The sequence below is a fragment of the Pseudomonas sp. GCEP-101 genome (assembly GCF_025133575.1).
GTDB lineage: Bacteria > Pseudomonadota > Gammaproteobacteria > Pseudomonadales > Pseudomonadaceae > Pseudomonas > Pseudomonas nitroreducens_B.
In genome coordinates, this window is record NZ_CP104011.1 from 4,971,555 (window position 1) to 4,984,377 (window position 12,823).

Annotated in this window: 13 protein-coding genes and 1 pseudogene; 11 read left to right on the forward strand and 3 right to left on the reverse strand. The window is 69.0% G+C overall.

Annotation, left to right across the window (positions count from 1 at the left end):
- Positions 1-134: 134 nt before the first annotated feature.
- Positions 135-467, forward strand: coding sequence for a hypothetical protein (locus tag N0B71_RS22595; RefSeq protein ID WP_259755034.1), 333 nt, complete (start codon positions 135-137; stop codon positions 465-467).
- A 340-nt stretch (positions 468-807) separates the two neighbouring features.
- On the opposite strand, the gene N0B71_RS22600 is transcribed toward N0B71_RS22595, so the two are convergent.
- Positions 808-1,173 (reverse strand): GFA family protein, encoded by a 366-nt coding sequence (locus tag N0B71_RS22600; protein WP_259755035.1) that lies wholly within the window; start codon positions 1,171-1,173, stop codon positions 808-810.
- 153 nt (positions 1,174-1,326) lie between these two features.
- On the opposite strand from N0B71_RS22600, the gene N0B71_RS22605 reads away from it, so the two are divergent.
- The 10 genes from N0B71_RS22605 (at position 1,327) to N0B71_RS22650 (ending at position 12,207) form a co-directional block, all read left to right on the forward strand.
- Complete coding sequence (locus N0B71_RS22605; RefSeq protein WP_259755036.1) at positions 1,327-2,526, forward strand: MFS transporter; 1,200 nt, start codon at positions 1,327-1,329, stop codon at positions 2,524-2,526.
- A 19-nt stretch (positions 2,527-2,545) separates the two neighbouring features.
- The gene (gene dkgB, locus N0B71_RS22610) at positions 2,546-3,349 is read left to right on the forward strand and encodes a 2,5-didehydrogluconate reductase DkgB (RefSeq protein WP_259755037.1); all 804 of its coding nucleotides are present in this window, start codon (positions 2,546-2,548) and stop codon (positions 3,347-3,349) included.
- A gap of 58 nt (positions 3,350-3,407) precedes the next feature.
- Positions 3,408-4,421, forward strand: coding sequence for a zinc-binding dehydrogenase (locus N0B71_RS22615; RefSeq protein ID WP_259755038.1), 1,014 nt, complete (start codon positions 3,408-3,410; stop codon positions 4,419-4,421).
- A 122-nt stretch (positions 4,422-4,543) separates the two neighbouring features.
- The gene (locus tag N0B71_RS22620; RefSeq protein ID WP_259755039.1) at positions 4,544-5,326 is read left to right on the forward strand and encodes an SDR family oxidoreductase; all 783 of its coding nucleotides are present in this window, start codon (positions 4,544-4,546) and stop codon (positions 5,324-5,326) included.
- 273 nt (positions 5,327-5,599) lie between these two features.
- On the forward strand, positions 5,600-6,505 hold the full coding sequence (locus N0B71_RS22625; RefSeq protein WP_259755040.1) for a LysR family transcriptional regulator: 906 nt from the start codon (positions 5,600-5,602) through the stop codon (positions 6,503-6,505).
- A gap of 100 nt (positions 6,506-6,605) precedes the next feature.
- Positions 6,606-8,771 carry an FUSC family protein gene (locus tag N0B71_RS22630; protein WP_259755041.1) on the forward strand — a complete coding sequence of 722 codons (2,166 nt, stop codon included), beginning with the start codon at positions 6,606-6,608 and terminating at the stop codon, positions 8,769-8,771.
- Complete coding sequence (locus N0B71_RS22635; RefSeq protein ID WP_259755042.1) at positions 8,761-8,967, forward strand: DUF1656 domain-containing protein; 207 nt, start codon at positions 8,761-8,763, stop codon at positions 8,965-8,967. The genes N0B71_RS22630 and N0B71_RS22635 overlap by 11 nt, the downstream gene beginning before the upstream one ends.
- Complete coding sequence (locus N0B71_RS22640) at positions 8,968-9,942, forward strand: HlyD family efflux transporter periplasmic adaptor subunit (protein WP_259755043.1); 975 nt, start codon at positions 8,968-8,970, stop codon at positions 9,940-9,942.
- A gap of 122 nt (positions 9,943-10,064) precedes the next feature.
- Positions 10,065-10,685, forward strand: a complete 621-nt coding sequence (locus tag N0B71_RS22645; protein WP_259755044.1) for a histidine phosphatase family protein — start codon at positions 10,065-10,067, stop codon at positions 10,683-10,685.
- 61 nt (positions 10,686-10,746) lie between these two features.
- Entirely contained in the window at positions 10,747-12,207 is a 1,461-nt protein-coding gene (locus N0B71_RS22650; protein ID WP_259755045.1) for a mechanosensitive ion channel family protein, read from the forward strand.
- A gap of 13 nt (positions 12,208-12,220) precedes the next feature.
- Here N0B71_RS22650 and N0B71_RS22655 read toward each other — a convergent pair whose 3' ends face one another.
- Both N0B71_RS22655 and N0B71_RS22660 read right to left on the reverse strand, forming a co-directional pair.
- Positions 12,221-12,574, reverse strand: coding sequence for an SH3 domain-containing protein (locus tag N0B71_RS22655; RefSeq protein WP_259755046.1), 354 nt, complete (start codon positions 12,572-12,574; stop codon positions 12,221-12,223).
- Between the two features lie 39 nt (positions 12,575-12,613).
- Positions 12,614-12,716: pseudogene (locus N0B71_RS22660) on the reverse strand (2OG-Fe(II) oxygenase); the annotation flags it as partial.
- Between the last annotated feature and the right edge of the window lie 107 nt (positions 12,717-12,823).

The window sequence follows — 12,823 nt, forward strand, 5'->3', positions numbered from 1 at the left end:
TGAGACAAATTGATACAGTAACTCTTTGTTTTATAGGACTTTTCCTATACGCCTGGCACGAGCGTGCTCCTACAATGGACTGTCACCCTGCGGGACCACCCGCAGATGTTGACACCGGTTATTTGGAGCGACTCATGCCTGGTTGGTATGAAATCAAGGAACTCAGCAGCGGCACTCGCCGTGTACTTCTCAAGAACACCGCACACGGTACCCTGCTGGAAACTCTCGCCTACCCCACACAGGAGGCAGCCGAGCAGGCCATCACCAGCCTGCGCAAGTCCTGTGCGGCGGTCGAGCGCTACAAGCGCCAGATGTCCGCGGGTGGCAAGAATTTCTTCGTGATCCGCGACAACACCGGTGCCGAGCTGCACACCAGCAAGCTGTACGACTCCGAAGCGTCTCGCGACCAGGCAATCGACATCATCGCCCAGGCCGGCCTCAGCACCGAACTGCGTTCCCACGGTTGAGTGAAGCCTGAACGAAAGAGCCCCGCGTCCCGCGGGGCTTTTTTATGGGCGGACGATGGCACGGGCGCGCGCGCCGACCCCACCCTGTAGGAGCGAGCCATGCTCGCGACCCCAGCGCCGGCCCTGCCGGCGGATCGCGGGCATGGCCCGCTCCTACAACAGCCGAGCCACGGAGCCATGGGCGCGATCTACAACACCGATGCTACACCCTGTAGGAGCGAGCCATGCTCGCGATCGCGGACGAAGTCCCAGATCCCAACACCGGCGCCCCCTGTAGGAGCGAGCCATGCTCGCGACCCCAGCGCCGGCCCTGCCGGCGAATCGCGGGCGTGGCCCGCTCCTACAGGTCCGGGGCGGCGACGGTGGACATGCTCTTGCCATCCACCTGCCGCGTCGGCAGGGAGGCGGGGTCGAAGCCATCGATGCAGCAGGCGTTCACGCTGAGCAGCGCCGGGTTGCTGCGGCGCTGGTGATAGACGTAGATCCCGCACGTCCCGCAGAAATAATGCAGGGCCACGCCACTGTTCCAGCGATACAGGCGCAAGGCCTGCTCGCCGCGGGTCAGGCGAAATCGGTCCTTCGCCACGGTCGCCATCAGCGCATTGCGCTTGCCGCACAGCGAGCAGTCGCAGCGCACCAGTTCATCGAGCTCCGCCTCGAAGGCGAAGGCCACCGCGCCGCAGTGGCAGGTGCCGGTGTAATGCATGAGCAAAGTCCTCCTGCTGGATACCCACAGCCTAGACGGCCGCCCTATTCGTGAATGCAGTTCAACTATCCTTTGCTGTTCAGCGCGTTTTTCTCAATGACCGACTTCCGGACAATGCCCCTATCGCATCCCATTCGTCCGGAGCCCCACAACATGCCACTCGCCCTGCTGGCGCTGACCCTCAGCGCCTTTGCCATCGGCACGACGGAGTTCGTCATCGTCGGCCTGATCCCCACCATCGCCAGCGATCTGGGCGTCACCCTGCCCTCTGCCGGCCTGCTGGTCAGCCTCTACGCCCTGAGCGTCGCCATCGGCGCGCCGCTGCTCACCGCCATGACCGGGCGCATCCCGCGCAAGGCGCTGCTGGTCGGGCTGATGGCGCTGTTCACCCTCGGCAACCTGGTGGCCTGGCAGGCGCCCAGCTACGCCTCGCTGATCGTTGCGCGCATCCTCACGGGCCTCGCCCATGGCGTGTTCTTCTCCGTCGGCTCGATCATCGCCACCAACCTGGTGAGCAAGGACAAGGCCGCCAGCGCCATCGCCACCATGTTCAGCGGCATGACCGTCGCCTTCGTCACCGGCATCCCGCTGGGCACATTCATCGGCCAGCACCTGGGCTGGCGCGTGACCTTCCTGGTGGTCGCCGCCTTCGGCGTGGTCGCCCTGCTCGGCAGCCTGCTGTTCGTGCCCAAGCATATCCAGCACACCCCGCCGGCCCCGCTGCTGCGCCAGGCCCGGGTGCTGCTGCAGCCGCGCCTGCTGCTGGTCTACGCCATGACGGCGGTGGGCTACGGCGGCTCGCTGATCGCCTTCACCTTCTTAGCGCCGATTCTCCAGGACCTCGCCGGCTTCAGCCCGAACATGGTCGGCGCCGTGCTCCTGGCCTACGGTGTCTCGGTGGCCATCGGCAACATCTGGGGCGGCCGCCTGGCCGATGCGCGCGGTCCGGTCAGCGCCCTGAAGATCATCTTCGGCCTGCTGGCATCGGTTCTGCTGGTGCTCACCTTCACCGCCGGCAACCCGTGGCTGGTGGTGCTGACTGTCCTGGCCTGGGGCGCCGTCGCCTTCGGCAACGTGCCGGGCCTGCAGGTCTACGTGGTGCAGCAGGCCGAGCGCGTGGCGCCGGACGCGGTGGACGTCGCCGCCGGCTTCAACATCGCTGCGTTCAACCTCGGCGTGGCCGGCGGTTCCTGGGCGGGCGGCCTGGTGGTCAGCCACCTGGGCCTGGGCCATACGCCGTGGATCGCCGCCGTCGTCACCCTCGCCGCCTTCGGCCTGACCGCCCTCAGCGGCCGTCTGGACCGCCGCAATTCCACGGAACCGGCCGCCCCTGGCGCGGTTCCCACTCACTGATCGACCAAGGAGATTTCCCATGAGCGTTCCCGCATTCGGCCTCGGCACCTTCCGCCTCAAGGGCCAGACCGTCATCGACTCGATCCGCACCGCACTGGAGCTGGGCTACCGCGCCATCGACACGGCGCAGATCTACGGCAACGAAGCCGACGTCGGCGAAGCCATCGCCGGTAGCCGGGTCAAGCGCGACGAGCTGTACCTGACCACCAAGATCTGGACCGAGAACTACGCCGCCGACAAGCTGATCCCCAGCCTCAAGGACAGCCTGCACAAGCTGCGCACCGACCGTGTCGAGCTGACCCTGATCCACTGGCCGTCGCCCAAGGGCGAGGTGCCGGTCGCCGAGTTCATGGGCGCCCTGGCCGAGGCCAAGGCCCAGGGCCTGACGGGTGAGATCGGCGTGTCCAACTTCACCATCGCGCTGATGCAGGAAGCCATCGCCGCCGTCGGCGCCGGCCAGATCGCCACCAACCAGATCGAACTGCACCCCTACCTGCAGAACCGCAAGTTGGTGGATTTTGCCCGCAGCCAGGGCATCCACATCACCTCCTACATGACCCTGGGCTACGGCAAGGTGCTGGGCGACGAGACCCTCATGGCGATCGCCAAGCGCCACGGCGTCACCCCGGCGCAGGTCACCCTGGCCTGGGCGATGCAACTGGGCTATTCGGTGATCCCGTCCTCCACCCGGCGCGAAAACCTCGAAGCCAACCTGCGCGCCGTCGACCTGCGCCTCTCCGACGCCGACCTGGCCGCCATCGCCGCGCTGGAGCGCAACGAGCGCATCACCAGCCCGGAAAGCCTCGCGCCGGCCTGGGACTGATCCGCCGCCGTCCGACAGCCGCCCCTCGGGGCGGCTTCGCCGTTTCCAAGGAGTTCCCATGAATACACCCGTGCATGACTACGCCGCCTGGACCTGGACGCCCGGCAGTGGCCTCGACGGCCTGACCCTCGCCCGCCTGCCGGTGCCGACGCCAGGCCCGGACGAGGTGCTGGTGGCCAATACGGCCATCGCGCTGAACCCGGTGGACTGGAAGATGATCGACTGGGGGCGCGACGACTGGCAGCCTGGCCAGGTGCCCGGCGTGGATGGCGTCGGTATCGTCATCGCGGTGGGCAGCGAGGTGAACCTGCGCGCCGGCGCCCGCGTCGCCTACCACCAGGCGCTGAGCCGTGGCGGCAGTTTCGCCGAATACAGCGTGCTGCGCGCCCGCGCCGTCTACCCGGTACCGGATGCGCTGGACGACGCCACCGCCGCCAGCCTGCCCTGCCCCGGCCTCACCGCCGCGCAGGCACTGGACAAGCTACCGGCCTGTGACCACCGCGACGTGCTGGTGACCGGCGCCGGTGGCGCCGTCGGCTACCTGCTGGCGCAACTGGCGCTGCAACGCGGGCTGCGGGTATGGGTGACGGCTTCGGCGAAACACCGCGAGCACCTGCTGCAACTGGGCGTCGCCGGGGTGTTCGACTACCGCGACGGCCACTGGACCCAGCACCTGCTGGAAGCCCTCGGCCCGCGCCGACTGCACGGCATCTTCGACACTGTCAGCGGCAGCCACGCCGCCAGCCTTGCCCCGCTGCTGGGCTACAACGGCCATCTGGTGTGCATCCAGGACCGCCTGGAAAGCGCCCCGCTGCCCGCCTTCAGCACCGCCGTTTCGCTGCATGAAGTGGCGCTCAACAGCATCCACGCCCATGGCGAACGCCTCGATTGGCAGGTACTGCACGCTGCCGCGGCGCGCCTGATGCAGGGCGTCGCCGACGGCCAGTTGCAGGCGCCGGCCAAGCAGTTCTTCGAATTCTCCGAACTGCCCGATGCATTGCGCCGCTTGAAGTCTGGCGACGGCGGCGGTAAATGGATCAGTCGCCTGCCGGCGCCGATGGTCATGGCCTGAACGCACCGCGGGACGATGCGTATTTCACAGGAGCGAGCTTGCTCGCGAACCGCATTGCAGCGGGGTGGGTTCGCGAGCAAGCTCGCTCCTACAGGTTTATTCCCGCATCAGAGGAGAACAACATGGATCTTGGCATCAAGGGCCGCTGGGCCGTGGTCTGCGCCGCCAGCAAGGGCCTGGGCAAGGGCTGCGCCCTGGCGCTGGCCCGCGAGGGCGTGAACCTGGCGATCAACGCCCGCGACGGCGCCACCCTCGCCGCCACCGCTGCCGAGCTGCGCCAGCTGGGCGTGGAGGTACGCGAAGTGGTTGGCGACATCAGCCAGCCGGAGGTGCGCGCCGCGCTGATCGCCGTCTGTCCGCAGGTGGACATCCTGGTCAACAATGCCGGCGGCCCGCCGCCCGGCGACTTCCGCGACTGGGAACGGCAAGACTGGCTGCGCGCCCTGGAGCTGAACATGCTCACGCCCATCGAGCTGATCAAGGCGACCATCGACGGCATGGCCGAGCGCGGCTTCGGGCGCATCGTCAACATCACCTCCGGCGCGGTGAAGGCGCCCATCGACGTGCTCGGCCTGTCCAACGGCGCGCGCAGCGGCCTGACCGGCTTCGTCGCCGGCCTCGCCCGCCAGCCCCGGGTGGCCGGGCATAACGTGACCATCAACGGCCTGCTGCCCGGCTCCTTCGACACCGACCGCCTGCGCAGCGGCCTCCAGCGCGCGGCGCAACTGAGCGGGCGCGACGAAGGCGAGCTGGTGGACGCCGAAAAACGCGCCATCCCCGCCGGGCGTTTTGGCACGGCCGAGGAATTCGGCACCTTCTGCGCCTTCCTCTGCAGCGCCCAGGCCGGCTACCTGACCGGGCAGAACCTGCTGCTGGATGGCGGGGCCTATCCGGGGACGTTCTGACCTCCGCGCAGGAGCGGAGTGCGCGACGCTCTGACCGACCCTATCGCGGACGGAGTCCGCTCCTACGCCACCCCAAACACCTGTAGGAGCGGGCCACGCCCGCGATCCGCCGGCAAGGCCGGCGCTGGGCACGCGCCAGCGCTTGCCGGGAAACGACAAGGCCCCGCGCGGAACCCCGCAGACACGGTCCGCTCCCCCAAGGGAGTCCGACGTTCAAGACAACCCGCCCGCACCTTCCTACAATCACTCCGCCGCCCCCGAACAGACCTGCCGATGAAAGCCCATTCCGACGAACTCAAGACCTTCGCCACGGTGATCGACTGCGGCTCCATCACCGCCGCCGCCGAGCAGCTGGGGCTGACGCCCTCCGCGGTCAGCCGGGCCTTGTCGAAGCTGGAGGAAAAGCTCGGCACCACCTTGCTCAACCGCACCACGCGGCGCATGAAGCTCACCGAGGAAGGCGAATTCTTCTTGGAGAACGCCCGCCATATCCTCGAACAAATGGACGCCCTCGAAGAGCGCCTGGCCCTGCGCCAGCAATCCCCCGCCGGTCGCCTGCGCATCAACGCTGCCTCGCCCTTCATGCTGCACGCCGTGGTGCCGCACATCGGCGCCTTCCGCGAGCGCTACCCGGACATCGAGCTGCAGCTCAACACCAACGACCTGAACATCGACCTGCTGGAACAGAGCACCGACATCGCCATCCGCATCGGCCAGCTCGCCGACTCCAGCCTGCACGCCCGTCCGCTGGGCAGCAGCCGGCTGAACCTGCTGGCCGCGCCCGAGTACCTGGAGCGCCACGGCGCCCCGGCCGACCTGGAAGCGCTGCTCGACCACTCGCTGCTCGGTTTCACCCAGCCCGAGGCGCTGAACGTCTGGCCGATCCGCCATGCCGGCGGCGACACGCTGGCGATCACCCCGTCGCTGTCCGCCTCCAGCGGCGAGACCCTGCGCCAGCTGGCCATCGGCGGCCAGGGCATCGCCTGCCTCGCCAGCTTCATGACCTGCGACGACATCCGCGCCGGCCGCCTGGTGCGCGTGCTCCCGGAACTGACCAGCGAGCGCCGCCAGCCGATCCACGCCGTGTACTACCGCAACTCGCAACTGGCGCTGCGCATCCAGTGCTTCCTCGACTTCATCCAGGAGCGTCTGGCGCAGTCCCTTCACGCCACCGGCTGAGCCAAGAAATTTCCCACAGCCGAAAATCCTCGACCACACTGAACAGGGTTCGCGACGCCCGCCGCCGGGGCGTCATCCCGCCAAGATCGAGGGGGTTGGCATGTCACCCATGCTGCTGTACCTGCGCGCCATCATCCACCCTGGCCGCGATACCCTGCTGTTCGCCCTGCGCACCGTGCTGGCGGGGCTGCTGACGCTGTACCTGGCGTTCCTGCTCGACCTCGACCAGCCCAAATGGGCGACCATGACGGTGGTGATCATCAGCACCCCGCTGGCCGGCATGACCCTGCAGAAGAGCTTCGCCCAGGTGATCGGCACCACCATCGGCGCCATGGTCGCCGTGGCCATCATGGCGCTGTTCCCCCAGGCGCCGCTGCCCTTCATCGTCACCCTGGCGCTGTGGCTGGCGATCTGCACGGCCGGCGGCACACTGATGCGCTTCACCTACTCCCACGCCTTCGTGCTCAGCGGTTTCACCGCGGTGATCGTCGCGCTGCTGGCCCAGCCGGCGCCGGAGTCCACCTATACCCTGGCCATCACCCGCGTCACCGAAACCCTGCTGGGCGTGGCCTGCGTGACCCTGGTCAGCCTGTTCTTCGCCCGTCCGCAGAGCGTGGCGCGCGGCTACTTCGCCAAGGTCGACCAATTGATCCGCCTGATCGCCGTGCACGCCGCCGCGGTGATTCGGGGTGAAGAGCGGGAGGAGGACTTCCAGCAACGGCAGAAGCAATTGCTCAGCGAAATCGCCGCCCTGGAAATGCTCCGCCGCCACCTCTATTTCGACGCCCCGCGCCTGCGCGGCGCCGATGAGCTGGTGCAGCAACTGGCCAACCAGCTGGTGCTGATGACCTCGCGGCTGGCCATCCTGCGACGCCAGCGCAAGCTGATCGAGGCGCGCCTGAGCGGGCCGCTGCCCGAATCCGTGCGGCGCCTGCGTGAAGACGAGCTGGCCTGCCTCGCCGAACTGGCCGAGTTCGGCCGCGACCTGCCCAGCCCCACCCGCAAGCGCATCACCCAGCTGCGCCAGCGCTTCGACAGCGCCGCGCGGCAGGCGGAGGAACTGGCCGACGGCCTGCCCACCTCGCTGCGTTCCCTGGCCTGGGCGCTGCGTTTCGAGCAGGCGCGGCTGATGCAGCAGCTGGACGAGATGATCGAGCTGAGCGAGGCGATCCAGGACGGCCGCCCCGGCAGCAGCTCCTATCCGCAGAGCCAGGCCCAGGCGCTGCACCTGGACTTCCACCTCGCCGCGATGAACGCCACCCGCGCCTTCGTCGCACTGTGCTGCGCCGGCTGGATCTGGATCGAAACCGCCTGGGACGGCGCCCGCGCCGGCATGATCCTGATCGGCATCCTCTGCTCGCTGCTGGCCACCTTCCCGCGCCCGCTGATGGCGAGCCTGGCGTACATGCGCGGGCTGGCCATGGCGCTGGTGGCGGCAGCGCTGCTGCAGTTCCTGCTGCTGCCCAGCGTCGGCGATTTCGAGATGCTCGCGCTGCTCCTCACCCCGCTGCTGTACGTGATCGCAGTGGGCCTGGCCAACCCGCAGACCGCCGGCATCGGCATTGGCCTGGGGCTGTCCACCTTCCTGCTGGTCGGCCCGCAGAACCAGGGCGCGTGGATCAACACCTCGCTGCAGTGGTTCGAATTCGCCGGCGGTTATGTCAGCGCCGGCGTCCTAGCCCTGCTGGTGTACGCCTGGGTGTTCCCCTTCGATGCCGACGCGCGCCTGCGCCGCCAGTCGCGCCGCACCCGCGCCGAGGTGCGCTCGGTGCTGCTGTCCAAGCCCTGCGAGGCGCGCCGCTTCCTGTTCGAAAGCCGCCTGGTGGATCGCCTGGCGATCATGCTCGGGCTGCTGCCGGCGGCGCGCGACAGCCAGTCCGCCGAACGCTTCCAGTGCAGCCTGGCGAGCATGACCCTGGGCGTGGTGCTGCACCAGCTGCGCCGCGAGAGTCTCAATGCCAACGGCCTGCCGCAAGCCCTGCGGGCTCGGCTGTCGCTGCTGCTCGACGAACTCGCCGCCTGCCTCGACCAGCCGCCCGCCGCACCGCTGCACCGCGTGCTGCCGGCCATGCGCGAGCTGGGCAACGAGCTGGACGAGCTGCAGAACCACGGCAACTACCCCAGCGGCGGCGCCATGCGTCCGCTGTTCGTCAGCGGCGTGGCGCTGCTGGTGGCGGCCGACCTGCTGGAGCGCTTCCGCGACCTGTATGGCGAATCCACCGCCTTCCATGACGACCACGGGGAACCCGCCCTGCATGCCCGTTGATATCGAGCTGGGCGGGGTCTACCTGCCACCGCTGGCCCAGGCGCTGCTGCTGGCGCTACCGATCTTCCTGCTACTGGACTGGACCTTGCGCCGCCTCGGGGTGCTGCGCCTGGTCTGGCACGAGGCGCTGTTCGAAGGCGCGCTGTATGCCTGCCTCTGCGCCGGCCTGATCCTGCTCATGGGAGCCCTGCACTGAATGGCCGACCTGCGCAAAGCCGTGCCGCCGCTGATCACCCTCGCGGTGGTCGCGCTCGCCCTGGTGCTGGGTTACTTCGCCTGGACCTACTACACCCGCGCGCCCTGGACCCGCGACGCCCGTGTGCGCGCCGACGTGGTGACGCTGTCGGCGGACGTCACCGGGCGCATCGTCGAGTTGCGGGTGAAGGACAACCAGCACGTCCGCAAGGGCGAGCTGCTGCTGACCATCGACCCGGCGCGCTACGAGCTGGCGGTGCTGCACGCCGACCGCGCGGTGGAGGTCGCCCGCGCCGCGCTCGGCCAGTCCCAGGCGGCCATCGCCGCCAACCAGGCGCTGCTGCAACAGCGGCAGAGCGAGGAAGCCCGGCGCAAGGCGCTGAAGGCGCGCTCCGCCATCTCCAACGAGGAGTGGGAGAAGGCCCATACCGATGTCACCGTGGCCCAGGCGCAGCTGCTGCGCGAGCAGGCCAACCTGGGCCTGGCGCAAGCCAACGTGGCCCTTGCCGAAGCCGCACAGAAGCAGGCCCGCCTGGATCTGGAGCGAACCCAGGTGGTGGCGCCGGTGAACGGCTACGTGACCAACCTGCTGACGCGCGCCGGCGACTACGCCACCGCCGGCCACTCGCTGGTGGCGCTGGTGGACAGCGACTCCTTCTACGTCGGCGGCTACTTCGAGGAGACCAAGCTGCCGCGCATCCGCGAGGGCGATGCCGTGGCCGTGCAGCTGATGAGCGGCGAACGCTTTGACGGCCGCGTCGAGAGCATCGCCTTCGCCATCACCGACCGCGAGAACGCCCCCGGGGCGCGCCTGCTGGCCAATATCAACCCGAGCTACACCTGGGTGAAACTCGCCCAGCGCATCCCCGTGCGCATCGCCATCGACCCGGACTATCCGGGCCGCGACCGCCTGCGCGCCGGCACCACCGCGACGGTCAGTGTCACGTCCAGCAACAATGACGACGACGATCGATAGGCCGGTTGCGGAACTTTCATCACCGCCCGGTCATCAACCCATCGCGTGATTGTCACCGACCCGGTGCAGCATGCCCCCAGCTTCCCGCATTCCGCGCGGATGCCCGCGCCCGAGGATGCCCCTTGCCCCGCTTTCGCCTTCGACTGCTCGCCGTCGCCCTGCTGACCTGCACCACCCTCGCCCTGGCGGCCCGTTCACTGCCCTCGCCGCAGGACGAGGTGCCCAGCAGCAGCCTGTTCGCCCAGAACTGGGCCCGTGGTGGCGTCGTCCTGCTGGTGCGCCACATGGAGCGCTGCGACCGCTCCAGCGCCGAGTGCCTGGGCGCCGCCGACGGCATTACCGCCCGCGCCGCCGACCTCGCCAGGAGCATGGGCGACAGCATCGCCCGCCTGGGCCTGAGCGCCACCGACATCTACAGCAGCCCGGCCAACCGCACCGCGCAGACCGCCGACCTGATGTTCGACCACAGCGTGGCGCGCCAGGACTGGCTGCTCGGCTGCAAGGACGGCGACCTGGCCGCGCAGATCCGCGAGCACAAGGCCGCGCACCGCAACCTGGTGCTGGTCACCCACAGCGAATGCTTCGACCTGCTGCGCGAGAACCTCAAGGCGCGGGAGACCGATACCCCCGAGTACGGCAGCGCCCTGGTGCTGTTCGACGAGCGCGAACCGGCGCTGCGCATCGCCGGCGAAGTCGAGACCGACGAGTGGCGGACACTGCTCGACGCGCACAACCGCAGCTGAGGCCGCTGCCAGAACGCGCTTTCTGTGCCATCTTCTTGCGATCGTTCCAAGGAGAGGCTAGATGCCCGCCCTGCTCACTACCCACCCGCTGTTCGCCGCCCCCGTCCTGCTGCTGATCGACCTGCTGCTCTGGCGGCTGGTCGGTGCGGCCCACCCGCACTGGCGCCTGGCCGTGCGCCTGCTCGGCTTCCTGCTGTTCAGCCTGCTGCTGTTCAACGCCGGGATGAACCCGCTGCGCGCCGCGCCCTGGCCGGACGACCTGCCCAGCCACATGGTCGCCACCGCCGTGCAGATCATCTGGTGGCTGTTCGCCGCACGCTGCCTGACGGTGGTGCTGGGCTTCCTGCTGGTGCAGCGCATCGGCCATGGCGGCCGGCTGCTGCAGGACGTGGTCGGCGCGCTGATCTTCCTGGTCGCCATCATCGCCGCCGCCGGCTACGTGCTGGAGCTGCCGGTGAAGGGCCTGCTGGCCACCTCCGGGGTGGTCGCCATCGTCCTCGGCCTGGCGCTGCAGAGCACGCTGAGCGACGTGTTTTCCGGCATCGTGCTGAACACCACCAAGCCGTACCAGCTCGACGACTGGATTTCCATCGACGGCATCGAGGGCAAGGTCACCGAGATCGACTGGCGCTCGACCTACCTGCAAACCTCCCAGGGCACCCTGGCCGTGGTGCCCAACTCGCTGGCGGCCAAGGCCAAGGTGCTCAACCTGAGCCGCCCGGCGAACCTCTACGGCGTCAGCGTGAGCCTGACGGTCAGCCCGCATATCCGCCCGCGCAAGGTGATCGAGGCGCTGGAACACGCCCTCGGCGGCTGCCGCGCCCTGCTGGCCAACCCGGCGCCGGCGGTCAGCGTGCGCAAGTCCGCGCCCGACGGGGTGGAATACGAAATGAGCGGCTTCGTCGCCGCCATGGGCGAGAAGCGCGAGGTGCGCAACCAGTTGTTCGACCTGGCCTACCGCCACCTGCAGGCCGCCGGCATCAACCTGCTGGCCGAGGCCGACGCGCCGATGCGCGAGAGCACCTCGCGGGCGCGGGCGCTGCTGGTGCGCTCCGGGCTGTTCGATGCCCTGCGCGATGAAGAACGCGACGAACTGGCGACGCGCATGCAGCGGCGCCCCTTCCGGCGCGGCGAGGTGCTGCTGGCGCCGGGGGATATCAGCGACCGCCTGCTGATCATCGACTCCGGCGTGGTCAGCGTCACCCTGCCCCACGATGGCCAGCCCATCGAGGCCGGGCGCATGGGGCCGGGGGAAGTCTTCGGCGAGGCCGGCGTGCTCACCGGCACCGCCTGGCAGGCGCAGTTCACCGCCATCAGCGACGGTGCCGCGTACTACATCGACAAGCAGACCCTGGCGCCGTGCATGGAAGCGCGCCAGGAAATCGCCGACGCCATGGGCCGCCTGCTGGACTTCCGGCAGAAGGCCAGCGCCGCCCTGCTGGTGGAACAACCCACCGTGGTGCAGCAGCGCGGGCTGATGGCCTGGCTCAAGCAACACGCCGGGCGCCGCTACAAGGCCTGAGGCCGAGGCGGAATCAGGCGCTGACTTCCTGCAGGCACTCCAGCGGCACCCAGCCGGCTTCGCCGCCGGCGCGGACGCACCAGAGCCAGCCGCCCAGCTCGCGGCCGCCTTCGAGCCGCTCGCCGACTTCCACGTCGAGTTCGCGGGCGGTGTAGTCCTCCATCGCCACCCCGGCGCCCGGCGCGGTCATGTTGAACACCTGCGCCGGCACCCAGCCGTCGCGCTGGCCGGGCGTGGAGCAGAAGTACCAGTCCTCCCAGCCCTGCGCGCCTTCGTAGCGCTCGCCGATGAACAACGGCGCGCCCTTGGCGAAGGTGATGGGCGCGGGGTACTCGCTACGGTGGCGCTGAATCACTTCGTAGTGCATGTCGATCTCCCGGTTCCCTGGACCGATCCATGCTACTCCTCACAGCGCATCGTGGAAGATCACCCCGAGGGTGAAGCGCTCGCCGGTATGCACGCGGCTGACGCCATGGCAGGGTGGCCCGGTGATCACCGCACACGCCGCGGCCTACCTGTATGTAGGAGCGGGCCACGCCCGCGACCGCGGGCAGAGCCCGCATCTGCCATGGGCGAATGAGTTCAGCGTGTAGCAGGGGATTTCGCCGCGCGGGAT

Coding starts and splice junctions, on each gene's coding strand:
- N0B71_RS22625 (WP_259755040.1), top strand. CDS start 5,600: ATGAAAGCCCATTCCGACGAACTCAAGACCTTCGCCACGGTGATCGAC.
- N0B71_RS22600 (WP_259755035.1), bottom strand. CDS start 1,173: ATGCATTACACCGGCACCTGCCACTGCGGCGCGGTGGCCTTCGCCTTC.
- N0B71_RS22605 (WP_259755036.1), top strand. CDS start 1,327: ATGCCACTCGCCCTGCTGGCGCTGACCCTCAGCGCCTTTGCCATCGGC.
- N0B71_RS22595 (WP_259755034.1), top strand. CDS start 135: ATGCCTGGTTGGTATGAAATCAAGGAACTCAGCAGCGGCACTCGCCGT.
- dkgB (WP_259755037.1), top strand. CDS start 2,546: ATGAGCGTTCCCGCATTCGGCCTCGGCACCTTCCGCCTCAAGGGCCAG.
- N0B71_RS22620 (WP_259755039.1), top strand. CDS start 4,544: ATGGATCTTGGCATCAAGGGCCGCTGGGCCGTGGTCTGCGCCGCCAGC.
- N0B71_RS22635 (WP_259755042.1), top strand. CDS start 8,761: ATGCCCGTTGATATCGAGCTGGGCGGGGTCTACCTGCCACCGCTGGCC.
- N0B71_RS22650 (WP_259755045.1), top strand. CDS start 10,747: ATGCCCGCCCTGCTCACTACCCACCCGCTGTTCGCCGCCCCCGTCCTG.
- N0B71_RS22655 (WP_259755046.1), bottom strand. CDS start 12,574: ATGCACTACGAAGTGATTCAGCGCCACCGTAGCGAGTACCCCGCGCCC.
- N0B71_RS22630 (WP_259755041.1), top strand. CDS start 6,606: ATGTCACCCATGCTGCTGTACCTGCGCGCCATCATCCACCCTGGCCGC.
- N0B71_RS22640 (WP_259755043.1), top strand. CDS start 8,968: ATGGCCGACCTGCGCAAAGCCGTGCCGCCGCTGATCACCCTCGCGGTG.
- N0B71_RS22615 (WP_259755038.1), top strand. CDS start 3,408: ATGAATACACCCGTGCATGACTACGCCGCCTGGACCTGGACGCCCGGC.